26 protein-coding genes are annotated in these 23920 nt (G+C 58.0%); 15 read left to right on the top strand and 11 right to left on the bottom strand.

Translation table 11 applies throughout. From position 1 onward, the window contains the following. Window position 1 precedes the first annotated feature (1 nt). Entirely contained in the window at window positions 2-1102 is a 1101-nt protein-coding gene (locus GOV38_RS07110; protein WP_171208598.1) for an FAD-binding protein, read from the bottom strand. A 63-nt stretch (window positions 1103-1165) separates the two neighbouring features. Next, window positions 1166-2605, bottom strand: a complete 1440-nt coding sequence (locus GOV38_RS07105; RefSeq protein WP_171208597.1) for an FAD-linked oxidase C-terminal domain-containing protein — start codon at window positions 2603-2605, stop codon at window positions 1166-1168. Between the two features lie 82 nt (window positions 2606-2687). On the opposite strand from GOV38_RS07105, the gene GOV38_RS07100 reads away from it, so the two are divergent. After that, window positions 2688-3398 carry a DUF599 domain-containing protein gene (locus tag GOV38_RS07100; protein ID WP_171097813.1) on the top strand — a complete coding sequence of 237 codons (711 nt, stop codon included), beginning with the start codon at window positions 2688-2690 and terminating at the stop codon, window positions 3396-3398. A gap of 35 nt (window positions 3399-3433) precedes the next feature. Then, window positions 3434-3781, top strand: a complete 348-nt coding sequence (locus GOV38_RS07095) for a hypothetical protein (protein ID WP_171208596.1) — start codon at window positions 3434-3436, stop codon at window positions 3779-3781. A 3-nt stretch (window positions 3782-3784) separates the two neighbouring features. On the opposite strand, the gene GOV38_RS07090 is transcribed toward GOV38_RS07095, so the two are convergent. The 4 genes from GOV38_RS07090 to GOV38_RS07075 all read right to left on the bottom strand — a co-directional run bounded on the left by GOV38_RS07090 (window position 3785) and on the right by GOV38_RS07075 (window position 5838). Next, on the bottom strand, window positions 3785-4270 hold the full coding sequence (locus GOV38_RS07090) for a flavodoxin family protein (protein ID WP_171208595.1): 486 nt from the start codon (window positions 4268-4270) through the stop codon (window positions 3785-3787). A 1-nt stretch (window position 4271) separates the two neighbouring features. Beyond that, window positions 4272-4742, bottom strand: coding sequence for a 23S rRNA (pseudouridine(1915)-N(3))-methyltransferase RlmH (gene rlmH, locus GOV38_RS07085; RefSeq protein ID WP_171208594.1), 471 nt, complete (start codon window positions 4740-4742; stop codon window positions 4272-4274). 44 nt (window positions 4743-4786) lie between these two features. Then, window positions 4787-5149 carry a ribosome silencing factor gene (gene rsfS, locus GOV38_RS07080; protein WP_171097805.1) on the bottom strand — a complete coding sequence of 121 codons (363 nt, stop codon included), beginning with the start codon at window positions 5147-5149 and terminating at the stop codon, window positions 4787-4789. A gap of 155 nt (window positions 5150-5304) precedes the next feature. Then, window positions 5305-5838, bottom strand: a complete 534-nt coding sequence (locus tag GOV38_RS07075) for a hypothetical protein (RefSeq protein ID WP_171208593.1) — start codon at window positions 5836-5838, stop codon at window positions 5305-5307. Window positions 5839-5903: 65 nt separating this feature from the next. Here GOV38_RS07075 and GOV38_RS07070 point away from each other — a divergent pair, with 65 nt between their 5' ends. The 8 genes from GOV38_RS07070 to GOV38_RS07035 all read left to right on the top strand — a co-directional run bounded on the left by GOV38_RS07070 (window position 5904) and on the right by GOV38_RS07035 (window position 11641). Continuing rightward, window positions 5904-6410, top strand: coding sequence for a hypothetical protein (locus GOV38_RS07070; RefSeq protein ID WP_171208592.1), 507 nt, complete (start codon window positions 5904-5906; stop codon window positions 6408-6410). Beyond that, on the top strand, window positions 6410-6652 hold the full coding sequence (locus GOV38_RS07065; RefSeq protein WP_171097799.1) for a helix-turn-helix transcriptional regulator: 243 nt from the start codon (window positions 6410-6412) through the stop codon (window positions 6650-6652). The genes GOV38_RS07070 and GOV38_RS07065 overlap by 1 nt, the downstream gene beginning before the upstream one ends. A gap of 24 nt (window positions 6653-6676) precedes the next feature. Next, window positions 6677-6772 carry an isopropylmalate isomerase gene (locus GOV38_RS07060; RefSeq protein WP_245709781.1) on the top strand — a complete coding sequence of 32 codons (96 nt, stop codon included), beginning with the start codon at window positions 6677-6679 and terminating at the stop codon, window positions 6770-6772. Window positions 6773-6818: 46 nt separating this feature from the next. Beyond that, on the top strand, window positions 6819-8222 hold the full coding sequence (gene leuC / locus GOV38_RS07055) for a 3-isopropylmalate dehydratase large subunit (RefSeq protein ID WP_171097796.1): 1404 nt from the start codon (window positions 6819-6821) through the stop codon (window positions 8220-8222). A 36-nt stretch (window positions 8223-8258) separates the two neighbouring features. Further along, the gene (locus GOV38_RS07050; protein ID WP_171208591.1) at window positions 8259-8813 is read left to right on the top strand and encodes an HdeD family acid-resistance protein; all 555 of its coding nucleotides are present in this window, start codon (window positions 8259-8261) and stop codon (window positions 8811-8813) included. Window positions 8814-8855: 42 nt separating this feature from the next. Further along, window positions 8856-9461, top strand: a complete 606-nt coding sequence (gene leuD, locus GOV38_RS07045; RefSeq protein WP_171097792.1) for a 3-isopropylmalate dehydratase small subunit — start codon at window positions 8856-8858, stop codon at window positions 9459-9461. Window positions 9462-9839: 378 nt separating this feature from the next. Then, window positions 9840-10619, top strand: a complete 780-nt coding sequence (locus GOV38_RS07040) for a hypothetical protein (protein WP_174838626.1) — start codon at window positions 9840-9842, stop codon at window positions 10617-10619. Next, a complete protein-coding gene (locus GOV38_RS07035) occupies window positions 10616-11641 on the top strand; it encodes an endonuclease/exonuclease/phosphatase family protein (protein ID WP_171208590.1) in 1026 nt (341 codons plus the stop codon). The genes GOV38_RS07040 and GOV38_RS07035 overlap by 4 nt, the downstream gene beginning before the upstream one ends. Window positions 11642-11717: 76 nt before the next feature. On the opposite strand, the gene katG is transcribed toward GOV38_RS07035, so the two are convergent. Continuing rightward, window positions 11718-13898 (bottom strand): catalase/peroxidase HPI, encoded by a 2181-nt coding sequence (gene katG, locus GOV38_RS07030; protein WP_171208589.1) that lies wholly within the window; start codon window positions 13896-13898, stop codon window positions 11718-11720. A 104-nt stretch (window positions 13899-14002) separates the two neighbouring features. Here katG and GOV38_RS07025 point away from each other — a divergent pair, with 104 nt between their 5' ends. Continuing rightward, window positions 14003-14938, top strand: coding sequence for a hydrogen peroxide-inducible genes activator (locus GOV38_RS07025; RefSeq protein WP_171208588.1), 936 nt, complete (start codon window positions 14003-14005; stop codon window positions 14936-14938). Between the two features lie 74 nt (window positions 14939-15012). Here the strand turns inward: GOV38_RS07025 and GOV38_RS07020 are convergent, their stop codons facing one another. Continuing rightward, window positions 15013-15540: a redoxin domain-containing protein gene (locus tag GOV38_RS07020; protein WP_171208587.1), complete on the bottom strand. Its 528-nt coding sequence runs from the start codon at window positions 15538-15540 to the stop codon at window positions 15013-15015. A gap of 90 nt (window positions 15541-15630) precedes the next feature. On the opposite strand from GOV38_RS07020, the gene leuB reads away from it, so the two are divergent. After that, window positions 15631-16734 (top strand): 3-isopropylmalate dehydrogenase, encoded by a 1104-nt coding sequence (gene leuB, locus GOV38_RS07015; protein WP_171097780.1) that lies wholly within the window; start codon window positions 15631-15633, stop codon window positions 16732-16734. Between the two features lie 83 nt (window positions 16735-16817). Here leuB and GOV38_RS07010 read toward each other — a convergent pair whose 3' ends face one another. Beyond that, window positions 16818-19001 carry a transglycosylase domain-containing protein gene (locus GOV38_RS07010; RefSeq protein ID WP_171208586.1) on the bottom strand — a complete coding sequence of 728 codons (2184 nt, stop codon included), beginning with the start codon at window positions 18999-19001 and terminating at the stop codon, window positions 16818-16820. A gap of 259 nt (window positions 19002-19260) precedes the next feature. Between GOV38_RS07010 and GOV38_RS07005 the strand changes: the two genes are divergently transcribed. The 3 genes from GOV38_RS07005 to GOV38_RS06995 all read left to right on the top strand — a co-directional run bounded on the left by GOV38_RS07005 (window position 19261) and on the right by GOV38_RS06995 (window position 21771). Beyond that, the gene (locus tag GOV38_RS07005; RefSeq protein ID WP_039525370.1) at window positions 19261-19599 is read left to right on the top strand and encodes a P-II family nitrogen regulator; all 339 of its coding nucleotides are present in this window, start codon (window positions 19261-19263) and stop codon (window positions 19597-19599) included. A 34-nt stretch (window positions 19600-19633) separates the two neighbouring features. Further along, window positions 19634-20944 carry an ammonium transporter gene (locus GOV38_RS07000; protein WP_171133561.1) on the top strand — a complete coding sequence of 437 codons (1311 nt, stop codon included), beginning with the start codon at window positions 19634-19636 and terminating at the stop codon, window positions 20942-20944. A gap of 137 nt (window positions 20945-21081) precedes the next feature. Then, window positions 21082-21771, top strand: coding sequence for an aspartate/glutamate racemase family protein (locus GOV38_RS06995; protein ID WP_171208585.1), 690 nt, complete (start codon window positions 21082-21084; stop codon window positions 21769-21771). Between the two features lie 74 nt (window positions 21772-21845). On the opposite strand, the gene GOV38_RS06990 is transcribed toward GOV38_RS06995, so the two are convergent. Further along, window positions 21846-23030, bottom strand: coding sequence for an amino acid aminotransferase (locus tag GOV38_RS06990; RefSeq protein ID WP_171208584.1), 1185 nt, complete (start codon window positions 23028-23030; stop codon window positions 21846-21848). Then, window positions 23030-23884 carry a 3-mercaptopyruvate sulfurtransferase gene (gene sseA, locus GOV38_RS06985; RefSeq protein ID WP_171208583.1) on the bottom strand — a complete coding sequence of 285 codons (855 nt, stop codon included), beginning with the start codon at window positions 23882-23884 and terminating at the stop codon, window positions 23030-23032. The genes GOV38_RS06990 and sseA overlap by 1 nt, the downstream gene beginning before the upstream one ends. Window positions 23885-23920: the final 36 nt, after the last annotated feature.

Genomic DNA, 23920 nt, shown 5'->3' with positions numbered 1-23920 from the left:
TTTACCTCATGAGCCCCGGATTAAACAGCCCGCGCGGGTCGAATTTGGCGCGAAGCCCCTGTGTCAGAGCCGAAATCCCTGCGTTTTCGGGCTGAAAACGTCCGAGCGCTTCAATTGTCGAACGCTCTGCGCGCACAAGTGTCGCGTGACCTGAATAGGTACCAAGTCTTTGGCGCAAATCTGTGCCCGCGGGAACCCTCAGCCACACCAGACCCCCGCCCCAATCGAACAAAAGCTGATCAGCCCCGGCTTTGTCGGCAACATCCGGCGCATCGCTGGGCTTGACCGAAAGCCGCCAAACATCACCTCCGCCTTGACCAAAGGCCCGAACATCGCGGATCTCTGCCCAAAGGGATACGGCATCTGGCTCTTCGACAAGAGTACCAAATCCCCTGAGCGTCTCAGCAAGCTGATCGGTGCGATAGGCAACTGAATCTGCGAACCCCTCGACCCTAAACAAGGCTTTTTGTGCGGTTGGGTCAAAAGCGGCACCGTTCACTTCATACGGAGATCTCAGCGCTTGCGACATGGCCGAGACGGCTGTTGCCGCATCAGAGATGGCAAGCGACAGGCTCGCCACAGCCGCGGGCTTGGGCAAAACCTTCAACGACACTTCGGTCAAAACCCCCAAAGTCCCCCAGGACCCGGCCATCAGCTTGACCAGATCATAGCCGGTGACATTCTTCATCACCCGCCCGCCGTTTTTGATTACCTGACCGCGCCCATCGACAAAACGTACCCCCAAAAGGAAATCGCGGCACGCCCCCGCGTGAATGCGGCGCGGGCCCGAAATGTTCGCGGCAACTACGCCACCGATCGTAGGTTCCCCTCGCGTGCCCAACACTCCGCGATGATCCATTGGCTCAAATGCCAATTGCTGCCCTTCTGCATCCAACGCAGCCTCAATCTCGGCCACCGGTGTCCCGGCTGTTGCCACAAGTGTCAGCGCACCAGGCTCATAAAGGGTGATCCCGCTCAGGCCACGCGTGCTCAACTCCGTCTCAGGCCCGCCAACACCACGCGTTCCACCACCAACAATTCGCACCGGTTCCTGCAACCCGGCCACCAATTCGGCCAGTTCCGCTTCTGTTTGAGGGTTCATATCTCTTCTTCTGTTCAAAAATACCTCGGGGGAGTCGCGCCTGCGCGACGGGGGCAGAGCCCCCTATTCCGCCGCCATCCGCCGCCCCTCGGACACGTCCAAGGGGAACACTTTTGCCGGGTTCAGCAACCAGGTCGGGTCAAACACATCCTTGACCGCCATCTGCGCCTCCAGATCGGCTGGTGTGTACTGATGATGCATCAGGTCGCGCTTTTCGATGCCAACCCCATGCTCGCCGGTCAAACAACCGCCTTCATCCACACAAAGCTTCAGGATCTCAGCGCCAAACGCCTCACATTTCTCAAGATCACCCGGTTTGTTGGCATCAAACAGGATCAGCGGGTGCATATTGCCGTCACCGGCGTGGAACACATTGCCAACCGGCAGGCCATATTCTGCACTCAGCTCACCAATCCGGCGCAAAACCGCAGGCAGAGCCGAGACAGGGATTGTTCCGTCCAGACACATATAGTCGTTCAACTGCCCCATCGCGCCAAAGGCCGATTTGCGACCCAACCAGATCCGGGCGCTTTCCTCGGGCGACTGGCTTTCGCGCAGTTCAACCGGGTTGTGGCGCTTGGCGATCTCGACGATCTTGGCGAGTTGACTGTCAATTTCGGCTTCTGACCCTTCAACCTCGACAATCAGCAGCGCTTCGCAATCGGGATACCCGGCCTGCGCAAAGTTCTCGCAGGTTTGAATACACAGCTTGTCCATAAACTCGATCGCCACGGGCAAAATGCCCGATTTGATAATGTCAGATACGCATTGCCCGGCCACCTCATTGTCATCGAACCCCATCAGAACCGGACGCGCACCTTCGGGTTTACGCAGAATTCGCAAGGTTGCTTCGGTCACCACGCCCAATTGACCCTCCGATCCGCAAATGACGCCCAAAAGGTCCAACCCGCCTGAATCCAGATAGGCGCCGCCAATCTCGACAACGCTGCCATCCATCATGACCATGGTGACGCCCAGCAAGTTGTTCGTGGTCACGCCATATTTCAAACAATGCGCCCCGCCGGAATTCATCGCGATATTGCCGGCGATGGCACAGGCCAGCTGAGATGAGGGATCCGGCGCATAGAAAAAGTCTTCTTCTTCGACGGCTCCGGTTACGCTCAGATTGGTGCGCCCGGTTTGAAGGCGGATGAACCGGTTGTCGTAATCCGTCTCAAGCACGTCATTCATGCGGGCAATGCCAAGGATGACACAATCCGCCGTCGGCAAAGCGCCACCGGCCAATGACGTGCCCGAACCGCGCGGAACCACCGGCACGCCCTCTTCGTGGCAGATGCGTAAAACGTCCGACACCTCCTGCGTCGAGGCAGGCAACACCGCCAGCATGGGTGGGCAGCGATAGGCAGTCAGCGCATCGCATTCATAAGCGCGCGTCTCGGCTGGATCATCAATCACCGCATCAGCAGGCAGGACCTGCTGCAATCGCGTCATAACAATGCGCTTTTTCGCGAGCACATCGGGATTTGGCCGTGGCATTTCCATTGCTGATCCTCCAATTTGGTAAAATAATATTACCAATTCTTCAGTCTGGCAAGTCCTCTAAACGGGCTCTAATGTCGCGGCCATGACTTGGATTGATCGCGCTCTGGTTTTCTCTCCCCTGGATTTTGTTGCCGTCCTCGTGTTGATCGGTGCTTGGCAGGCCATTGGCTGGATGATCGAACATCCGTCACGAAAACGCCCGTCGGTTGCAATGCTGATGGATGAATACCGACGCGGCTGGATGCGCGAGATGGTGACGCGGCAACCGCGTGTCTTTGATGCGCAGGTGGTGGGTGCGATGCGTCAAGGCAGCACCTTTTTTGCCTCGACCACCATGATTGCCATTGGCGGCGGTTTGGCCTTACTGGGCAATACCGAGAAACTGGCAGGTGTCGCCAGCGATCTGGCTATCGGCATGGCCCCCGCTTTGGTGTGGGAGATCAAGATCCTGGTCGTCATACTGCTGTTGGCCAATTCCTTCCTGAAATATGTTTGGGCCCATCGCCTGTTTGGTTATTGCGCTGTACTGATGGCAGCCGTTCCCAATGAGCCCGAAGACCCCCAAGCCTATCCCCGCGCCGCCCAAGCTGGCGAAATCTGCGTTACCGCCGCGCGCAGTTTCAACAGGGCGCTGCGGGCGACCTATTTCGCGCTGGCCTCTTTGGCCTGGTTTCTTGGGCCGATCACCTTGATCCTTGGCGCGGCGATCACCTTCGGCGTGCTCTATCGACGCGAGTTTGCATCGCAATCGCGGTCAATCCTGCTAACCCTGCCCGGCGACACCAAGACGTGATCCCAATTCAAACTCTGGCATTCTATGGTTTCTCTATGCGTTATCTGATTCTCTTTGCTTTTCTGGCCACGCCTGTGCTGGCCGATCCGCCCACCATCGAAAAAGTCGAGGCGAGTCGCAGCGGCGACACCTGGCGGTTCGACGTCACGATTCGCCACCCCGACACCGGCTGGGATGACTATGCCGACGGCTGGCGGGTGCTGGATATGGACGGCAATGAACTGGGCGTGCGCGTGCTGCATCACCCGCATGTGGATGAACAACCCTTTACCCGTTCGCTGGGTGGGGTGGTGATACCCGCCGGGACGACGCAGGTGCAGATCCAGGCCCGTGACAATGTGGGCGGGTGGAGCGACGACACCACGATATTTGATCTGAACTGAGGGTCAGAACACCCCAAGGCTTAGTCCGGCCGCCATGGCAGCGCCGATCTCACGGCATTGCTCAAGCTGGTCATTTGGGATGGTCTTTTCGGCCAGAATCGCTTCGGGTGTCTGCGCATGGGTGCACAGGATCAAGTGCGGTTGCACTTCTTTCAACCGCCAGCCTGTGGCGATCCGGGCCATTTGACGCGCCGCGTTTTCGCCGTCTGACCCGGCACAAACCATCTGCGCATAGGGGCGACCTTCGATCTTGCCCAGCACCGGGTAATAGGACCGGTCAAAGAACTCCTTCATCAGACCCGAAAGTGCCGCCAGATTTTCGGGCGCACAAAAGATATAGCCATCTGCCGCGAGCAAATCCGTAGGCCCTGCCTGATCCGCCGGTTTCAAGACGACATCAGCCTCGTCGCGCCCCGCCTCAGCGGCGGCCTCGGCCATTTGCCGCGCCCCGCCGGTGCGCGAATGGTAAACGATCAAAAGCTGCGCCATGTCAGACCCGGTGATATGGGCCGCCCGACAGGATTGTTGCGGCCCGGTAAAGCTGTTCAGCCAGCATCACACGGACCAGCATATGGGGCCAGACCATTGCACCGAACGAGATGGAAAAATCCGCCTCGGCCCGCAGATTAGGGTCTATTCCGTCTGCGCCGCCAATGATCAACGCCAGATCCTGTCGCCCGGCGTCGCGCCACTCGCCAAGTTTGTGCGCGAAATCAGGAGAGGACATCATCCGCCCGCGCTCATCCAGCGTGCAGATCACCGCCCCTTTGGGCAGCGCTTTGCGCAGCAGCGCGGCTTCGGCGCCCATGCCTGCGTTCTTCTTGTCCTCAACCTCGATCACCCGCGCAGGACCAAGGCCCAGGCCACGGCCAGTCCGGTCAAAACGGTTCAGGTAGTCGTCAAGCAGTGACTTCTCGGGTCCGGCGCGCAATCGCCCGACCGCAACTATGCTGATACGCATATGTCTCTCGCCTCCGACCTTTCAATACAGGCCGGAATAGCGCCTCAGTTCGCCGAGGCGCTGCCGCCCGCAGGCAGCCACATCTTTTCCAGCTGATAGAATTCACGCACTTCGGGGCGGAAGATATGAACGATCACGTCGCCCGTATCAATCAACACCCAGTCGCCGGCATCCTTGCCTTCGACCTTCGAGGTGAACCCAAATTCCTGCTTGATGCGATCCGTCAGCTTTTCCGCCATGGCCGAGACCTGACGGGTCGAGCGACCCGACGCAATCACCATGTGATCAGCAACCGAGGATTTGCCCTGCAGGTTAATCTGCACGACATCTTCGGCCTTGTCGTCGGAAAGTGAGGAAAGGATTCGTTCAAGCAGCTTGTCGCTGATGGACTGAGAGTGGGCCATCATGCTGGCCCGGTCATCGGCGGGCAAACCCGCCTGGGTATGTAGAGACAGGACATAGTCCTCCTTTGTTGCGCGCCGCCACATCCCCGGCGCAGGGGTGTATATAAAGTAACAAGCACCTTATGACATTTCAATGAAGACGCAGCAGTGACCCCAGATCAAATTTTGGTTGATGCATCGGCGCACTCCGGAAGCTCCGAGGAAACGACATTGTTCATAACAGTCCGCGCTGGAACATCTACAAGTAATGGCAGGAATTCACCTTCTTGGCTCAGTCGAATGGCTACGGTCAGTCGTTCCTGATCAATATCGGTTGGGTGATTTAGGCAGGGACCAAAGCTCAATGACAAGCTGCCTTTTGTCCCTTCCGGATCTTCCATTTTCATCCTGCTGATCTCCTGTTGCACGGACTGGAACCTTTCAATGTCCTGATCCGCAATCAGAAAAACACCGTCATCAACCTCATGCAGCACAAAACGCTTAGAAATTGAGCCATCGGCCCCATGTCCTGAAAGTTCAATGCGCCCAGAATCCGGTCGGACACCCAACGCGCTTGGCAATTCGAGCTTCAGGGCAATGTCGGATGGGCGAGCCGTTAACGGATCGACATCCGTCAGTTGCCGAACAGTGCCTGGAACAACGCTATTACACCCTATGAAAAGCAGGAAAACCACTGGAGCTACAAATTTCATTATTCACCCTTTCGAATTATTTCTTATTGTTATACGATAATTACTAATTGCAGAAAGGCAATGATATGAAGCAACGCATTATTCAAATGTCGAAACGGCTCTATTGGTTCACCACCGGTGCCGTGGTTATCATTCCAACGCTCGTAGTTTACGCAATACTCAGCGGCGAAGTCCCTGCGTTTGCGATGTTTTCATCCGATATGCCGCTGAGCGGTACGATTGCACTTACTCTTATCGCGATGCTTGGTCTGGCCCTGCTGATTTGGGTGCTTTGGATCCTGCGCACGATCCTAAAAGATTGCGCGGGTGGTGCTGTGCTTGTTCCCGAAACAGCAAAGAACATTCAACGGCTGGGCAAAGTCGTTCTTGCGCTTGCTGCCTTTCAAATCCTAGACGATACGCTGATCGGCCTTGCCGAAAGTATTGGAAAGGCCCAGGGCGAACGCAGCCTCGTTATCAGTATTGGCTCATCAGACTTGCTTATGCTGCTTTGCGCAGGGTTGGTTTATCTGATTGGTTGGATCTTTGCTGAAGCCGTGTTGATAGATCGCGAGAACCGGGAATTCGTATGATGCAGATCGTAGTTCGGTTGGATGTCATGATGGCCAGACGCAAAATCAAAGGCAAAGACCTGGCGCATTCGATCGGCATCACCGAGCAAAATTTGAGCTTGCTGAAGTCAGGAAAAGTCAAAGGTGTTCGATTCGAAACTCTCGCCAAGCTGTGCGAAGCCTTGGACTGCCAACCTTCCGACTTGCTCGAGGCCGTCCCAGACGACCCACCCATTTCCCTTGAACCAAGCACCAACGGATAGTATCTGGGGGCCATGAGACTCTCAGTGGCCCAGATTCAGAACCTTGAAGATCGCGCGCGCTTGCGTGAACGGTTCTATGGGGCTGCCCGCACTGTTCTGGCCCGCCTATCCGCGGCCTAAGCCACCTCGCCAGCCAATTCTCATTCCAAAAAACGGGAGAGGACACATGTCCCCCAAAACACTCTATGACAAGATCTGGGATGCCCATGTCGCCCACGAGGCCGAAGATGGCACCAGCCTGCTGTATATCGACCGCCATCTGGTACATGAAGTGACCAGCCCGCAGGCCTTTGAAGGGCTGCGCATGGCGGGTCGCAAAGTGCGCGCGCCTGAAAAAACCATCGCTGTACCGGATCACAACGTGCCCACTACGGCTGACCGCGTGAACGGGATCGAAAACCCGGAATCGCGCATCCAGGTCGAAGCGCTGGACAAGAACGCCAAGGATTTCGGCATTCACTATTACCCGGTGCATGACGTGCGCCAGGGCATTGTGCATATCGTCGGCCCGGAACAGGGCTGGACCCTGCCCGGCATGACTGTGGTTTGCGGCGACAGCCACACAGCCACCCATGGCGCGTTTGGCGCGCTGGCCCACGGCATCGGGACATCCGAGGTCGAGCATGTGCTGGCCACGCAGACTCTGATCCAGAAGAAATCAAAGAACATGAAAGTCGAGATCACCGGCAAGCTGCAGCCCGGTGTGACCGCCAAAGACATCACCTTGGCCGTGATTGGTGAAACCGGCACTGCTGGTGGCACCGGCTATGTCATCGAGTACTGCGGCGAGGCGATCCGCAACCTGTCGATGGAAGGCCGTATGACCGTGTGCAACATGGCCATCGAAGGCGGTGCACGTGCGGGCCTGATTGCCCCGGATGAGACCACGTTCGAATATGTCAAAGGCCGCCCGCACGCTCCGAAAGGTGCGCAATGGGAAGCGGCGATGGAATGGTGGAAGACGCTCTATACTGATGAAGGTGCGCATTTCGACAAAGTTGTCACCATCCGAGGTGAAGATATCGCCCCTGTCGTGACCTGGGGCACCAGCCCCGAGGATGTTCTGCCGATCACTGCTACGGTGCCACATCCGGAAGATTTCGAAGGCGGTAAGGTCGACGCGGCCCGCCGGTCTATTGAGTATATGGGGCTGGAAGCCGGTCAGAAACTCAGCGACGTCGAGATCGACACCGTCTTTATCGGGTCCTGCACCAATGGGCGCATCGAAGATCTGCGTGCCGCAGCCCAGATCTTGAAGGGCAAGAAGATCAAAGACGGCATGCGCGCGATGGTCGTTCCCGGCTCGGGCCTTGTGCGGCTTCAGGCCGAAGAGGAAGGCCTGGCCGATATCTTCAAAGAAGCCGGTTTCGAATGGCGTCTGGCGGGCTGCTCGATGTGTCTGGCGATGAACCCCGACCAGTTGCAGCCGGGTGAGCGCTGTGCCGCGACTTCGAACCGCAACTTTGAAGGCCGTCAAGGCCGCGGTGGGCGCACCCATCTGCTCAGCCCGGCGATGGCTGCCGCAGCGGCAATCACAGGACGGCTGACAGACGTGCGTGAATTGATGTAAGGTCCGCTCATATCTAGATATTTGAGGGATTGAATCATGAGTGACTGGATCAAATGGCTTCTGCTGGGGCTTCTATCCATAGCGTTCGGCATATTTGTGCTGGGCGCACCGGTGGTTGCATCCGTTGCCGTAACAGTGGTGACCGGTGTGTTGCTGCTGATTGCGGGCGGATTGCAGATTGTTGGTGGCTTCACCGTTGAAGGCGTCGGTAACAAGATCCTGTCACTCATCATGGGTGCGGTCATGCTGTTCCTGGGCTGGTCCTTCCTGGATCACCCGTTGCAAGGCACGCTGACCTTGGCGACCGTGATGCTGATCCTGTTCATGGCAGGCGGCATTGCACGGGTCATTCTGTCGTTCCAGATGAAAGGAACACAGTTTTTCTGGCCCACGATGATCTCGGGCATCTTGTCCATCATCCTCGCCGGTATCATCTGGACCTATGTGGGCAAAGAGCCAGCTGCTCTGCTGAGCATTCTGGGGATTTTCCTGGGCATCGAGATGCTGTTCAACGGGTTTGGATTGGTCTTCATGGCGTTCTTCGTCAAGAACGCACCCAAGGACGAAACAACCGAAGCGAAAGAAGCTTAAACGCGGGACTTGGGCGCGGCCCTCTCTCGCAGGAGTGTAGACATGGAAAAGTTTGAAAAAGTCCACGGGGTGGCCGCCCCAATGCCATTGATCAATATCGACACCGATATGATCATCCCCAAAGTGCACCTGAAAACCATCAAGCGGTCCGGCCTGGGCGTCGTTCTGTTTGACGAGATGCGCTATCACGATCATGGCGGAGAAAACGAAGAGTTCGTTCTGAACAAGCCAGCATATCGCAACACCGAGATTCTGGTCGCTGGCGACAATTTCGGCTGCGGTTCGTCGCGGGAACATGCGCCTTGGGCAATCAAGGATTTTGGCATCAAGGTTGTGATCTCGACCAGCTTTGCCGACATCTTCTTCAACAACTGCTTCAAGAACGGCATCCTGCCCATCGTTGTTGAAGAAGAGCATCACGCTGTTCTCATGGAAGACGCACACAAGGGTGAAAACGCCCGCATGACCGTGCATCTCGAAGATCAGACGATCACCACCTCGGATGGTGTGGAAATCGCGTTCGACATCGACCCGCACCGCAAGCATTGCCTGCTGAACGGTTTGGACGATATCGGGCTGACGATGGAAAAGGATCATCACATCGACAAGTTCGAGGAACACGCGAGTCAGGCACGGCCCTGGGTCTAGGCTCAGAGTGATTCTGCGCGAATCAACTTAAAGGGGTGTCTCAGCACCCCTTATTAAATTTATAGGTGCATCAAGCTCAGCAACCACAACATGTAGCGTGTGGATTAAGATACACGTCGAATTTGCGTCGGAAATGATGCAAAGCCGCACCAGTTTCGCCATCTTTTTGCCCTAAACGACATGTTTTCTGCAGCTTGGCTTGAGCAGTCAGTTCAATGCCGCCACTGTTGATCCGAATGAGGCATCGGTCAAAGAAGAGCGGCTGGCACAAGTTGGAATTAGGTCGGCGTAGAATCGACTAATCCGGTTTGAAAAAGGGTACGGATAGTGATTGCACGCACGATGGGAGCGGCAATTCGGGGATTATTGGTGGCGCTCATGGTGCTCACCCCTGCATTGTATCTTCCGGTTTCGACGCTGAACGGCACCGAGATCGTCGTTTTCTTGGCGATTCTGGCCTTTATTCTGACCTTCTCCGAGTACAACTCGGCGTTCCCAAGCTTTATTGAATTCCGTGACGCGCCGCCGGTGAACCGCCTGCGCTTTGTTGGGCTCACCTCGATGGTGACGTTCCTGACGCTGATCTGCAAGGACATGTACAGCCCGACCGAATTGACAAATCTGTTTTACGCGATGGGGCTCGCGGTCGCCAACGTGGCTGATTTCCCCTATTCGCCGGTGCGTTTGGTTGTTCTGGTGCTGCCCAGCGACGCAAGTGTCGCGCTGATCGAACTTGTCCGGATCTGTGCCAGTATCGCCTATGTCGCAGCACTGGTCACAATCGCCAGCTTCTTCTACGCGGTGAAAATGCGCGGCTGGCCGACCGGAAACGGTGCTTTCAATGTCTGGACCAACCTGCCGCTGTTTGATCCCACCAAAGGCGTTGATGTGGTCACACGTTTGCAGCGCGACGGACGTCTGAACATCTCAATCGGTATTCTGCTGCCCTTCCTGATCCCTGCGATGATCAAGCTGCTTTCGTCTTTCGTAATGCCGATCAGCCTGGCAAATCCCCAGACGCTGATCTGGACGTTAAGCGCCTGGGCCTTTCTTCCTGCCAGTATGATCATGCGGGGCATGGCCACACTGCGCATCGCCGCTCTGATCGTCGACAAGCGGCGCGCCTACACCACATCCGAGACCACTCAAACCGCATGATCCGCAGCCTTGCCCTGCTGCTTTTGCCATTTGCGGCACAGGCAGAGGCGATCCGGGTAGCCAGTTTCAACACCGAGCTCAGCCGGGAAGGACCGGGCCTGTTGCTGAGAGACATCCAGCGGCAGGATCCCCAGGTTGCGGCTATTGTCGCGGTTCTTGTGGAAACCAAACCCGACATCGTCGCACTGCAGGGCATCGACTGGGATCTGGACGGGCTGGCAGTACAAGCCCTGATTGATACGCTCGGCTCAGATGGCCTGTCCTATCCGCATTGGTTCAGCGCGCAGCCCAATTCCGGGATGGCGACCGATCTGGACATGGATGGCGACGGGCGTATGCAGCAGCCCGGGGATGCACAAGGATGGGGGCGGTTTACCGGAAACGGAGGGCTGGCTGTCCTGTCGCGCCACCCGATCCAAACCGAAGACATCCGCGATTTCTCGGACCTGTTGTGGAAGGATCTTCCCGGCGCGACCCTGCCAACGCAAGATGGAATGCCCTTTCCTTCGGCCCAAGCACAGGAAATACAACGCCTGTCTTCTTCCGCCCATTGGATCGTACCGATCGACACGCCATTGGGACGGATCAATCTTTTGACCTACCATGCCACACCGCCGGTTTTTGACGGCCCCGAAGATCGCAACGGGCTGCGCAATCGTGACGAAACCCGGCTGTGGTCGCTGCTGTTGGACGGAGAATTCGTGGAGCCGCCCGCAGCTCCGTTTGTGATCGCGGGTGATGCCAATCTGGACCCGAACGCAGGAGATGGCCGCAGACAAGCCATGCGCGATCTGTTGGAGCACCCCAAGCTGCAAGACCCTCTGCCCACAACGCCCGAGGGCAACACCGCCACTGTCGAGTGGAAAGCGGTCGGAGAGATGCGTGTGGATTATGTGCTGCCATCCACCGACTGGGCCGTTCTGGATTCGGGTGTTCACTGGCCCGCACCAGACACTGCCCCAGGTGACGCGGCAAGGGCAGCCAGCCGCCATCGGCTTGTTTGGGTTGATCTGACCAAATAGCGCTTTTGAGGCTCAAGGCACAAATAAGCCGGGCAAGGATACCCTTGCCCGGCCATATCATTGCGTTCGAACCGGCTTAGGCCAGCAAATCGAACCGGTCGTTCATCATGACCTTGTCCCAGGCGGCCACAAAGTCACGCACGAACTTCTCGGCGTTGTCGTCCTGCGCGTAGACCTCGGCATAGGCTCGCAGGATCGAGTTCGAGCCGAACACCAGATCCGCGCTGGTTGCGGTGAACTTGACCTCACCAGAAGCGCGGTCTTTCAGCTCATAGGTGCCATCGTCAGCAGGCGCCCAGGTCAGATCCATATCGGTCAGGTTGACGAAGAAGTCTGTCGTCAGCTGGCCCACACGATCCGTAAAGACACCGTGCTGCGAACCGCCATGGTTTGCACCCAGAACCCGCAGGCCGCCGACCAGTACGGTCATTTCGGATGCGGTCAGACCCAGCAACTGTGCGCGGTCCAGCATCATCGCTTCGGGCGATACAGCGTAGGGCTTGAGCTGCCAGTTGCGGAACCCGTCTGCGAGCGGCTCCAGCACCGAGAAGCTGTCCGCATCGGTTTGCTCATCGGTCGCGTCACCACGACCCGGTGCAAACGGAACCTCTACGTCGAACCCGGCTGCCTTGATCGACTGTTCAAGACCGACACTACCGGCCAGAACGATCACATCAGCAATCGATGCGCCGCTTTCGGCAGCAATCGGCTCCAGGACACCCAGAACCTTGGCCAGACGCTCGGGCTCGTTCCCGGCCCAGTCTTTCTGAGGCGCCAGGCGGATGCGGGCACCATTGGCCCCGCCGCGATTGTCCGAGCCACGGAAAGTCCGCGCGCTGTCCCAGGCGGTGGTGATCATCTCGACCGCGCTCAACCCGCTTGCGGCGATTTTGGCTCTGACCGCATCAACGTCATAATCGGTTGCACCAGCCGGGATCGGATCCTGCCAGATCAGATCTTCTGCCGGAACGTCCGGGCCGTAATAATTCGCCCGAGGGCCCATGTCGCGGTGGGTCAGCTTGAACCAGGCGCGGGCAAAGGTATCGGCGAAATAGTCGGGATCAGCGATGAACTTTTGGCAGATCTCATTGTAGATCGGGTCAACCTTCATCGCCATATCGGCATCGGTCATCACAGGCATGCGGCGTACCGACGGATCGGTGGGATCAACCGGCTTTTCGTCTTCTGGCATATCAATCGGCTGCCACTGATGTGCACCCGCCGGGGACTTGCCCAGCTCCCACTCATAGCCAAACAGATAGTCGAAATAGCCCATATCCCATTTCAGCGGCTCTTTGGTCCAAGCGCCTTCGATACCCGAGGTGAAAGCGTTGGTCGCTTTACCATGCTGGTCGGGGTTGGACCAACCCAGGCCCTGCCCTGTAACTGGGCACCCCTCGGGCTCGGCGCCGATATTGTCGCCGGCCATCGCACCGTGCGCTTTACCGACAGTGTGACCACCGCAGGTCAAGGCTGCGGTCTCTTCGTCATTCATCGCCATCCGACCAAAAGTCTCGCGGATGTGCAAAGCGGTTTTAGCGGGATCGGGGTTACCGTTGACACCTTCGGGGTTCACATAGATCAGGCCCATATGGACCGCGCCCAACGGGTTTTCCAGCGTTTCGGGCGTTTCCAGATCGCCATAACGGTTCTCGGACGGGGCCAGCCACTGGCTTTCCGATCCCCAATAGACGTCTTTCTCAGGCCCCCAGATATCTTCGCGACCGAAGCCAAACCCAAATGTCTTCAAGCCCATCGACTCGTAAGCCATCGTGCCCGACAGCAAGATCAGGTCAGCCCAGGACAGTGCGTTTCCGTATTTCTTTTTGACCGGCCACAACAGGCGGCGGGCTTTGTCCAGGCTGGCGTTGTCCGGCCACGAGTTCAAAGGCGCGAAGCGGATGTTGCCCTTGCCACCGCCACCACGGCCGTCACCCAACCGGTAAGACCCGGCAGAGTGCCAGGCCAAACGAACCATCAGACCACCATAGTGACCCCAGTCCGCAGGCCACCAATCTTTGCTTTCGGTCAGAACCTTTTCGACATCAGCGCGAACAGCGGCGAAATCCAGGCCTTTGACGGCATCGCGGTGATTGTAATCCGCATCCATTGGATTGGTGCGCGTGTCATGCTGCGCCAGAATGTCGAGGTTCAAAGCATCCGGCCACCATTTGGTAACGGAATTGTCCATACCGGTGTTTCCACCATGCATGACCGGGCAACCACCTGTTTTGTGGTTTGTCGGATTTCCATCCATCTGAATTCTCCTGAGTCGTGTCTGAGGGGCTTATGGGCAGAACTTAGAACGTTTCTATTATAAATTCCAATTGGAACTTCTAATAGTTTTGATAATCTCTAGCTATGAAAAGCCTGACCCTGAAACACCTTCGATATTTCACCGCATTGGCCTCTCATGGGCATTTCGGGCGCGCGGCTGATGCCTGTTCAATCTCGCAACCCGCACTGTCCGTTCAGATCAAAGAAATGGAGGCAATCATGGGCCGCCCCCTGGTCGAACGTGCTGCGCGCGAGATCCGCCTGACCGCGTTTGGTGAGGATATATTGGAACGGGCGCAGGATATTTTGGAACGCGTGGACGACCTGGGAAACCTGTCGCGCCGGGCGGCTGCGCCCTTTTCTGGGCGCTTGCGGATCGGGATGATCCCGACCATCGCGCCCTATTTGCTACCGACAGTCATTCAGGCACTGGCGGCCCGGTTCCCGAATCTGACACTGGAACCCAAAGAGACGGTAACCGAGACACTGCTTAGCGAAATGACAGCGTCGAAACTGGATCTGGCCATCGTCGCGCTTCCGATCTCGGAACCCACGTTGCAGGAATTTGCGCTGTTCGAAGAAGAGTTTCTGTTGGTCCGCTCCGCCAGGGATGCTGGCAACCCGATCCCCAGCCCGTCGCAACTGTCTGCCATGGATCTGCTGCTGCTAGAGGAAGGGCACTGTTTCCGCGATCAAGCTTTGTCGTTTTGCGACCAGGCAAATGCCCGACCCAAGCAGATCATGGAGGGCAGTTCGCTTTCGACACTGGTGCAAATGGTGGGCGCCGGGATCGGCATCACTTTGATCCCCGAAATGGCGCTGTCGCTGGAAATCCGCTCGGCCGAGGTGTCCGTGGCCCGGTTTCCTTCTCCGGCACCGTCGCGCAGTGTGGGACTAATCTGGCGCAAAAGCAGCCCGCTCAGCGCTGAGATCCTGCAGATCGGGGCGGTCATCCGCAAAACGGCCGAGGCACATCTTGCCTTGCATGCCGATCAAAACGGCTGGGCGCGGAGCCTGTAACAGAGTCGGGCCATGCCAAACCAAAGCGGCGATGCGCGTGACGCTCTGTTCAGCGCTTCGCCGGGAATTTGACCTTACAACGCGCCGGTATAGGTGCCGCGCGGCGGGTAATTGTTGTTCTGTGTGAATTTCAGACCACCAATAATATCCGACATCGCAGGACGCCCGAACGGGGTGGTTTGCTGCCAAGCGTAATAAAGCGTTCGGTCCGGGGCCACGTAGAAATGGCCGGGTTCGGCAAAGAAGTCCGGTTCAGCGCTGCCTTCGCGCGCGGTTGAGATCTGCAAGCCCCAGGCGTCGCGTGCTTCAGACATTGGCAGACCATGCCCGACCCGCAAACGTGAGACCCCGGCCTTCTCGACCGCCTCGGCGGTGCGCTCGGCTGTATCTGTGGTGATCATGATCACTTCGATCCCCAGCTCTGCGAACTCATCCAATGCAGCCTCGACCTCAGCCATTTGTTTGAGGCAGATCGGACAATGCAATCCACGATATTGGATCACCAAAGCCCCGTTTTCGCCCTTGTCCGCGTCCAGATCGAAACTGCCATGGGCGACCGTATCGATTTTCAGCGCGGGAACTGGTTTTCCAGGTGTCAGCATGTGTTTTCCTCATGGATTGAAGGGCCATCTCATTGACCCGATGCGCCGCAAACGCTAGGGCCTGTGCAACGAAACGCAAGGAGATCCTTCATGTCCAACCCTTCGCTCCTTATCCTGCCCGGAGACGGAATTGGCCCGGAAGTTATGGCCGAAGTGCGCAGAATCATCGATTGGTTCGGTGCGAACCGGGACCTTCACTTTGACGTGAGCGAGGATCTGGTAGGCGGTGCGGCTTACGACGCCCATGGCAAACCGCTTTCGGATGAAACTATGGCCAAAGCGCAAGCGGCAGATGCCGTTCTGCTGGGTGCTGTTGGCGGCCCGAAATACGACGATCTGGATTTCAGCCTGAAACCCGAACGCGGGCTGCTGCGATTGCGCAAGGAAATGGATCTGTATTCCAACCTTCGCCCGGCACAATGCTTCGACGCACTGGCCGATTTTTCGTCGCTGAAAAAGGATATCGTGGCCGGCCTCGACATCATGATCGTGCGCGAACTGACCTCGGGCGTCTATTTCGGTGAGCCGCGCGGCATTCACCAAGAAGGCAACGAGCGCGTGGGGATAAACACCCAACGCTATACCGAATCCGAGATCGAACGCGCCGCGCGCTCGGCCTTTGAACTGGCGATGCGCCGGAACAAAAAACTGTGCTCGATGGAGAAAGCCAACGTCATGGAATCGGGCATCCTCTGGCGCGAGGTCGTGGATCGTGTGGCCAAGGACTATCCCGAGGTTGAAGTGACGCATATGTATGCCGACAACGGCGCGATGCAGCTGGTGCGGGCTCCGAAACAGTTTGACGTCATCGTGACCGACAACCTGTTCGGCGATATCCTGTCCGACTGTGCCGCGATGCTGACCGGGTCGCTGGGTATGCTGCCCTCGGCCAGCCTGGGTGCACCGATGGAGAATGGTCGCCCCAAGGCCATGTATGAACCCGTCCACGGCTCGGCCCCCGACATCGCGGGTCAGGGCAAGGCCAACCCGATCGCCTGTATCCTCAGCTTCGCCATGGCGCTGCGCTACAGCTTTGACCAAGGCGCCGAAGCTGACCGCCTCGAAGCTGCGATCGAAAAGGTTCTGGCTGACGGCGTTCGCACCGGAGATCTGCTGGCAGACGAAGGTGTCACACCCGTCTCGACAACAGAAATGGGCGACGCGATTCTGAAAGCGCTGGACGAAAGCCTCTGAACGTAAAAGGACCCCACCGATCGACAGATAGGTGGGGTCTTTGCTCCTTAGGATCGTTTGTCGAAAACCGACGTCGAACCCAATCAGTTCCCAAAAATACTGTTCAACAGGTTGTTGATGTCCTGCGCGAAACCGCCTTGCTGGCGACGTTGTTGTCGTTGCGGCTGAGCCGTTTGAACCGGAGGTTCGGGTGCTGACATGGGCAAAGGAGTCGGTGTCATCCCATCGGTGATACGCAACATGGTTTCGCGCCAGATCTCGGCGGGCAGACCGCCGCCTGTGACGCCTGACAGCGGCGTGTTGTCATCATAGCCCATCCAGACACCGGCCACGTAATCTGCGGTAAACCCGATGAACCAGGCATCCCGTGCGGCCTGCGTGGTGCCGGTTTTGCCCGCAACCTGCCAACCCGGCAATTTGGCGCGACCGCCGGTGCCTTCCGACACCACGCGCTCCATCATCCAAGTGAGTTCGCGGGCAGCCTTGTCATTGATCACCCGTTCACCGATCCCTGTTGTGGTCACCATGACGGGGGTTTCGTCCCCCAGCAGCTTCAACTCGGTCAGACCATAAGGTTCAACCGCAGACCCGCCGTTCAAGATACCGGCATAGGCGCCCGTCATCTCGATCAGCGTGCTTTCCGACGCACCCAGCGCCAACGCTGGTCCCTGGGCCAGATCGCTGGCGATGCCAAAGCCACTGGCCACGGTGCGCACATTCTCAAGCCCCGAAATCTCGGCCACTTTTACCGCTGGAATGTTCAAAGAATTCATCAGCGCATCCGCCAGCGTCACGCGGCCGTAGAACTTGTTGGTATAGTTCTTGGGGCACCACTGGCCCGAGCCTGGGATGTCGACGCAATAGGGCTCGTCCATCACGGTATCCAGTGGCGAATAGCCCAGTTCAAGAGCCGTGGCATAAACAAACGGTTTGAACGACGAACCGGTCTGGCGCAGCGCCTGTGTGGCACGGTTGAATGCGCCGGAAACGCGGGTCTTGCGCCCGCCGACCATTGCCCGAACCGCACCATCGGCAGACATCACCACGATCGCGGCCTGTGCTTTGGAGCCCTCGCGCACCTTTTCCTCGAAGATGTATTTCAACGCGTCTTCTGCCGAACTTTGCAAGCGTTGGTCCAGAGTTGTGCGGATCACCACATCTTCGGTGGTGTTGCGCGTGAAGAACTCGGGTCCGCTGGCCATAACCCAATCGGCGAAATACCCGCCCGCCCGCGCCGCCGCGGCCTCGGACAGTTGCGCCGGACGGCTGCGCGCCTCGCTGGCCTGCGCTGCGGACAGATAACCCTGTTCCTCCATCAGCCCAACTACCAGCCGCGCCCGATCCTGCGAGCGTTGCAAATTGTTCGTTGGCGCGAACCGCGTCGGTGCCACCAGCAACCCGGCCAACATGGCCGCCTCGGCAGGGGCAACTTCGGCGGCGGATTTGCCGAAATACCTTTGGCTTGCAGCTTCGAACCCTCGCGCGCCCGAGCCCAGATAGGCCCGGTTCAGATAAATCGTCAGAATCTCGTCCTTGGAGTACTTGACCTCCATCGCAATCGCATAGATCGCCTCTTTCGCCTTGCGCCACAAAGACCCCTGTCGGCAATCGGCCTCATACGCAGCCTCGGATTCCCATTGGTCAGGCTCATAAACCACTCCAAGGCACAGCAGCTTGGCGGTTTGTTGCGAAATAGTCGATCCACCATGGCCCGAAAGCGGCCCGCGTCCTTCTCGCAGGTTGATGCGCACCGCGCTTGCCACGCCGCGGGGGCTTACCCCGAAATGACGATAAAAGCGTTTATCCTCAGTTGCGACGACCGCGTGTTTCAGATGGGGTGAGACCGTGTCAGCGGTGATAACCCCACCAAACTGGTCCCCGCGCCAGGCGAAGACCTTGCCGTCCCGGTCCAATAGCGTCACCGAGCCTTTAGCGCGGCCATCCATCAGCGCGTCGACTTCGGGCAAAGAGGAATAGACGACACCAACAGCCAGGGCCAGCAGCAAGGCCGATACCGCTCCAACGCGCCAGGTTAGACCCCAGATCACCCGCCAAATCCAGCGGAACAGGCGACGGAAGAAGCCACCGCCACCACCACGTTTGCGGGTGGATCGCTTGCGCGTGCTGCGCGGCGTTGTCGTTTTTCGCGCTGTCGCCTTCTTGCCCGCCGGTTTCGCAACGCGCTTTTTCGCCGAAGGCTTTCGCCCCTTCGACGGATAGCGCTTGTCCGCAATCAGCGGCGACTTTCGGCGCTTGGACTCAGCCATGCTTTAACTCTGCCCGTTTTTTCTTTTGCCACACCATAGCCTGCCCTCAATGTCATGTAGAGGTGTGAAATTCGGAAATCTCCACTCTTCAATTTGACTAATATTTAATCAAACACCCCAATTTGTGCAAAAAATGTGCAACTTCTTAGGATTTTCCCAAAGGTTTCAGGCCCGGAATCGTTCCCATGGTCCTTTCGTTACGGTCTTTTTCTGCAGGTGCAAATAGGCCGGTCTAACCGGGGAAGCAGAGGGGACGAACGTGAAACTCATCATTGCGACAATCAAGCCGTTCAAGCTCGAGGAGGTGCGCGAAGCACTGACCGAAGCGGGCGTGCGCGGCATGATGGTGACCGAGATCAAGGGCTTTGGCTCGCAATCCGGTCACACCGAAATCTATCGCGGCGCTGAATACGCTGTGAATTTCGTGCCGAAGATCAAACTCGAAATCGTGGTACCCGCGACCATGGCCGACCAGATCGTCGAGACCATCACCAACACCGCCAAGACCGGCAAGATCGGCGACGGTAAGATTTTTGTCCTCGATGTCGAGCAGGCACTGCGCGTGCGGACCGGGGAAACCAACGAGGAAGCGCTGTAAAGCGCCCCGAACTCACATCATTCGAGGACTGACAATGAACCTGATGAAATCACTCATCCCTGCCGCTGCGATCGTTGCGCTGCCGCAGATGGGTCTGGCGCAAGAGGCTGCCGAGGGCGAGGCCGCGCTGCATACCCAATATATCTTTACCACCCTGCTGTTCCTGATGGCGGGTTTCCTGGTCTTCTTCATGGCGGCAGGCTTTGCCATGCTGGAAGGTGGCTTGGTGCGTTCCAAGAACGTGGCCATGCAGATGACCAAGAACATCGCGCTGTTTTCCATTGCCGCCATCATGTACTGGCTGGTCGGCTTCAACACGATGTATCCGGGCGACTTCAACGGGTTCTTTGCCCTTGGCGGTCCAACCGTGCTTGATCCGGTTGGCGTTGACCCTGCCGAGGCTGCTCTGGACTACGCTTCGATCGGCTCGGACTTTTTCTTCCAGCTGGTCTTTGTCGCTGCAACCGCGTCGATCGTATCGGGTGCCGTGGCCGAGCGTATCAAGCTGTGGCCCTTCCTGATCTTCGTCGTTGTGCTGACAGGCATCATGTACCCGATCTCGGGCTCCTGGCAGTGGGGCGGTGGCTGGCTGTCCGAAGCTGGCTTCTCGGATTTCGCCGGTTCGACCATCGTGCACTCGGTCGGCGGCTGGGCGGCTCTGGCGGGCTGTCTGATCCTTGGCCCGCGTATCGGCAAGTACAAAGACGGCAAAGTACACCCGATGCCCGGTTCGAACCTGGCACTGGCCACACTGGGTACATTCATCCTGTGGCTGGGTTGGTTCGGCTTCAACGGCGGCTCGCAGCTGGCGATGGGCACCGTGGGTGACGTATCCGACGTGTCGCGCATCTTTGCCAACACCAACATGGCCGCCGCATCCGGTGCTGTTGCAGCCCTGCTGATGACCCAGATCATGTACAAAAAGCCTGACCTCACCATGGTGCTGAACGGCGCTCTGGCTGGCCTGGTGTCGATCACAGCTGAACCGCTTGCCCCGACCCTGTTCGGTGCACTGTGGATCGGTGCTGTGGGCGGTATCATCGTGGTCCTCGCGGTCCCGATGCTGGACAAGTTCAAGATCGACGACGTTGTGGGCGCGATCCCGGTTCACCTGTGTGCCGGTATCTGGGGCACCATCGCCGTGATCTTCTATGGCGAAGCCAGCCTGGTTACGCAGCTGACCGGTATCGTTGCATACGGTGTCTTCACCTTTGTCGGCGCACTGATCCTGTGGACCATCCTGAAGGCGACAATGGGCATCCGCGTCAGCGAAGAAGACGAGATCAACGGTCTGGATATGGCAGAGCTGGGTATGGAAGCCTACCCCGAGTTCTCCAAGGGTTAAGAGCTGATCCATCAAGATCCGAAAGCCGGGCGTTCGCGCCCGGCTTTTTTGTGTTTGATACAATACTGCTGCTTGACCGGATCAGCAGTCCGCGACATCTCAGAAGTACCGCGATTGTGCGGGTTCGGGAGGTCTGGGTGAAAACAATCGGTATTCTCGGCGGCATGTCCGCTGCCTCGACACAAATCTACTATCGCCTGCTCTGCGATCTGACCCGGCAGCGTCTTGGCGGTCTGCATTCCCCTCAGCTTTTGATCCGGTCACTGGATTTCGCTGAAATTGCGGTTCTGCAAAGCAAGGGCGACTGGGACAGCGCCGGTAGCATTCTGAACCGCGAAGCCCTCGCGCTGGAACGGGGTGGTGCAGATCTTCTGGTGCTTGCAACCAACACGATGCACAAGCTGGCCGATCAGATGATGGACAGCGTTTCCATTCCCTTTGTGCATATTGCCGACGCCACAGCGGACGCCATCCAATCCGCGGGCCTGACGTCTCCTGGCCTGATGGCAACGGCCTTCACAATGCAACAGAGTTTTTACACCGATCGTCTGCATGCGGCTGGGTTGACGCCTGTTTTGCCCACCGAAGCCGATCAAAACACCACGCACCGCATCATTTACGAAGAGCTGTGCAAAGACATTGTTACAGAGGACAGCAAAACCGCCTATGTCGAGATTGCGCAACGTCTGTCTGACGCCGGAGCAGACAGCCTGATCCTTGGCTGTACCGAAGTTGGAATGCTGCTGAACCCCGAAAACGTTTCCTACCCGGTTTTCGACACCACACGCATTCACTGCGCAAAGGCCTTGGAAATGGCCTTGGCCTAGGATCAGGTCTTCATCTTATCGCGACAAAAAAGGCTGCGGGATTCGTGCAGCCTTTTGTGTTTCTCGCCAGTGTCTCAGACGCCAACGTCGACGATCGCCTGCGCCAGTATCGGCACGGTATTTGCGTTCAGACCCGCTATGTTCAACCGGCTGTCGCCGACCATGTAGATACCATGTTCGTTACGCAGCTGCTCAACCAGTTCCGGGGCTGCACCGAGGCGTGAGAACATGCCGCGATGTTGGGCAACAAATCCAAACCGGTCGGACCCGCTGAGACGTTGCAGCTCATCGGCCAGTTGCTGACGCAGCCCCAGCATGGAAAGACGCACTTCTTCCAACTCAGTAGCCCAATCGGCGCGCAAGGCATCATCGTTCAGGATCGTGGTCACGACCCGTGCGCCGTGATCGGGCGGAAAGGAATAATTCTGGCGGTTGAGAAACGCCAGCGTGCCTTGATTCAGCGCTGTTTCTTCGGCTTTGTCGCTGATGGCCATCAACAGACCCGTGCGCTCACGGTAGACGCCAAAGTTCTTCGAACAGGACGCCGCGATCAGGCAGCGGCTGACGGATGAGGCCACCAGACGGGTTGCTTGCGCGTCTTCCTCCAGCCCGTCGCCAAAGCCTTGATAGGCGATGTCGATCATCGCCACGAGGCCTTGCGCGTTGATGATGTTCACAACTTCTTGCCACTGCACCATGTTCAGGTTGGCACCCGTAGGGTTGTGGCAGCATCCATGAAGCAGGACCACGTCGCCGGGCTTGGCCGTCTTCAGATCGGCAATCATACCGTCGAAATCAACGCCGCGGGTTTCGCTGTCGAAATAGCGGTATTGAACCGTCTCGATACCCAGATAGTTCAGGATCGAACGGTGGTTGGGCCATGTCGGGTTCGAGACAAAGACGCGCGCAGACGGGTTGGCCATCCGGATCATCTCGAACGCCTGACGACAGGCGCCGGTGCCGCCGGGGGTGGCCACAGCGGCGATATTGGCGCGCGGAACCGCGCTGCCCAGGATCAGGCCGATCATTGCGTCTGCAAAAGCCGGATCACCGGCAAGACCGGTATAGGCTTTGCTGTCCTGCTCTTCCCAAATACGTTTCTCGGCGGCTTTGACCGCGCGCATCACCGGGGTCACGCCCTCGGCGTTTTTGTAGACACCAACACCCAGATCAATCTTCTGGTCTCGCGGGTCTTCGCGATACATCTGCATCAGAGCCAGGATCTTGTCGGCGGGCTGCGGTTTGAGGTTCTCGAACATCAGGTCTCTCCGGTTGCGACGGGCAGGGTCGGGAAGGCACCCCATTCCGCCCAGGAGCCGTCATAAAGCGAATGGTCTTTCTTGCCCATGCGTTCCAGCGCAAGGCTGAGGATCGCGGCGGTCACGCCCGACCCGCAAGAGGTGATCGCGGGTTTTGACAGATCAACGCCAGCAGCCTCAAAAACGGCGCGGCACGCGTCGGGCGACTTCATCGTCGCGTCCTTATTCAGCAAATCGGGAAAGGGTACGTTGCGTGACCCGGGAATATGGCCCGAACGCAACCCTTCGCGCGGCTCGGGCGTAGTACCGGCAAAACGCGCGGCGGCGCGGGCATCGATGATCTCGTGATCCGCCAGTTTGGACGCAGCCGAGACCTGAGTGACATCGCGCACCAGATGATTTTGAACCCGCACCGTCATGTGGCGGTCGCGGATAACGGGCGGCAGATCTTCGATCTCACGCCCCTCGGCTTGCCATTTGGGCAGACCGCCATCAAGAACAGCAATGTTCTCTTGCCCCATCAGGCGGAACAGCCACCAAACCCGCGCAGCTGACATCAGCCCGGCCCCGTCATAGACCACCACCTGATGCCCGTCGCCCACACCCATCGCGCGCAGCCGAGACATGAACTTTTCCACCGGAGGCGCCATATGCGGCAGGTCCGAACGGTGGTCGGATATATCGTCGATATCAAAAAACCGCGCACCCGGGATATGGCCCGCATCATATTCGGCTTTGGCGTCACGGTTCTGCGACGGCAGGTACCACGACCCATCCAAAATCCGCAGATCCGGGTCTTTCATATGAGCGGCCAGCCAATCCGTGGATACAAGGGTTTTGGGATCATCCTGCATCTTAGCATCTCCTAAGCGAGCTTGAATTTTCCCTAT

It is taken from the genome of Ruegeria sp. HKCCA5839, from assembly GCF_013035585.1.
Lineage (GTDB): Bacteria > Pseudomonadota > Alphaproteobacteria > Rhodobacterales > Rhodobacteraceae > Ruegeria.
Note: the sequence above shows the minus strand (reverse complement) of the source record. Positions and strands in the feature narration are given on the sequence as shown.

Bases quoted from the DNA above. Each gene is read 5' to 3' on its own strand.
- GOV38_RS07110 (WP_171208598.1), bottom strand. From the start codon at position 1,102: ATGAACCCTCAAACAGAAGCGGAACTGGCCGAATTGGTGGCCGGGTTG.
- GOV38_RS07105 (WP_171208597.1), bottom strand. From the start codon at position 2,605: ATGGAAATGCCACGGCCAAATCCCGATGTGCTCGCGAAAAAGCGCATT.
- GOV38_RS07100 (WP_171097813.1), top strand. From the start codon at position 2,688: ATGACTTGGATTGATCGCGCTCTGGTTTTCTCTCCCCTGGATTTTGTT.
- GOV38_RS07095 (WP_171208596.1), top strand. From the start codon at position 3,434: ATGCGTTATCTGATTCTCTTTGCTTTTCTGGCCACGCCTGTGCTGGCC.
- GOV38_RS07090 (WP_171208595.1), bottom strand. From the start codon at position 4,270: ATGGCGCAGCTTTTGATCGTTTACCATTCGCGCACCGGCGGGGCGCGG.
- rlmH (WP_171208594.1), bottom strand. From the start codon at position 4,742: ATGCGTATCAGCATAGTTGCGGTCGGGCGATTGCGCGCCGGACCCGAG.
- rsfS (WP_171097805.1), bottom strand. From the start codon at position 5,149: ATGATGGCCCACTCTCAGTCCATCAGCGACAAGCTGCTTGAACGAATC.
- GOV38_RS07075 (WP_171208593.1), bottom strand. From the start codon at position 5,838: ATGAAATTTGTAGCTCCAGTGGTTTTCCTGCTTTTCATAGGGTGTAAT.
- GOV38_RS07070 (WP_171208592.1), top strand. From the start codon at position 5,904: ATGAAGCAACGCATTATTCAAATGTCGAAACGGCTCTATTGGTTCACC.
- GOV38_RS07065 (WP_171097799.1), top strand. From the start codon at position 6,410: ATGCAGATCGTAGTTCGGTTGGATGTCATGATGGCCAGACGCAAAATC.
- leuC (WP_171097796.1), top strand. From the start codon at position 6,819: ATGTCCCCCAAAACACTCTATGACAAGATCTGGGATGCCCATGTCGCC.
- GOV38_RS07050 (WP_171208591.1), top strand. From the start codon at position 8,259: ATGAGTGACTGGATCAAATGGCTTCTGCTGGGGCTTCTATCCATAGCG.
- leuD (WP_171097792.1), top strand. From the start codon at position 8,856: ATGGAAAAGTTTGAAAAAGTCCACGGGGTGGCCGCCCCAATGCCATTG.
- GOV38_RS07040 (WP_174838626.1), top strand. From the start codon at position 9,840: ATGGTGCTCACCCCTGCATTGTATCTTCCGGTTTCGACGCTGAACGGC.
- GOV38_RS07035 (WP_171208590.1), top strand. From the start codon at position 10,616: ATGATCCGCAGCCTTGCCCTGCTGCTTTTGCCATTTGCGGCACAGGCA.
- katG (WP_171208589.1), bottom strand. From the start codon at position 13,898: ATGGATGGAAATCCGACAAACCACAAAACAGGTGGTTGCCCGGTCATG.
- GOV38_RS07025 (WP_171208588.1), top strand. From the start codon at position 14,003: ATGAAAAGCCTGACCCTGAAACACCTTCGATATTTCACCGCATTGGCC.
- GOV38_RS07020 (WP_171208587.1), bottom strand. From the start codon at position 15,540: ATGCTGACACCTGGAAAACCAGTTCCCGCGCTGAAAATCGATACGGTC.
- leuB (WP_171097780.1), top strand. From the start codon at position 15,631: ATGTCCAACCCTTCGCTCCTTATCCTGCCCGGAGACGGAATTGGCCCG.
- GOV38_RS07010 (WP_171208586.1), bottom strand. From the start codon at position 19,001: ATGGCTGAGTCCAAGCGCCGAAAGTCGCCGCTGATTGCGGACAAGCGC.
- GOV38_RS07000 (WP_171133561.1), top strand. From the start codon at position 19,634: ATGAACCTGATGAAATCACTCATCCCTGCCGCTGCGATCGTTGCGCTG.
- GOV38_RS06990 (WP_171208584.1), bottom strand. From the start codon at position 23,030: ATGTTCGAGAACCTCAAACCGCAGCCCGCCGACAAGATCCTGGCTCTG.
- sseA (WP_171208583.1), bottom strand. From the start codon at position 23,884: ATGCAGGATGATCCCAAAACCCTTGTATCCACGGATTGGCTGGCCGCT.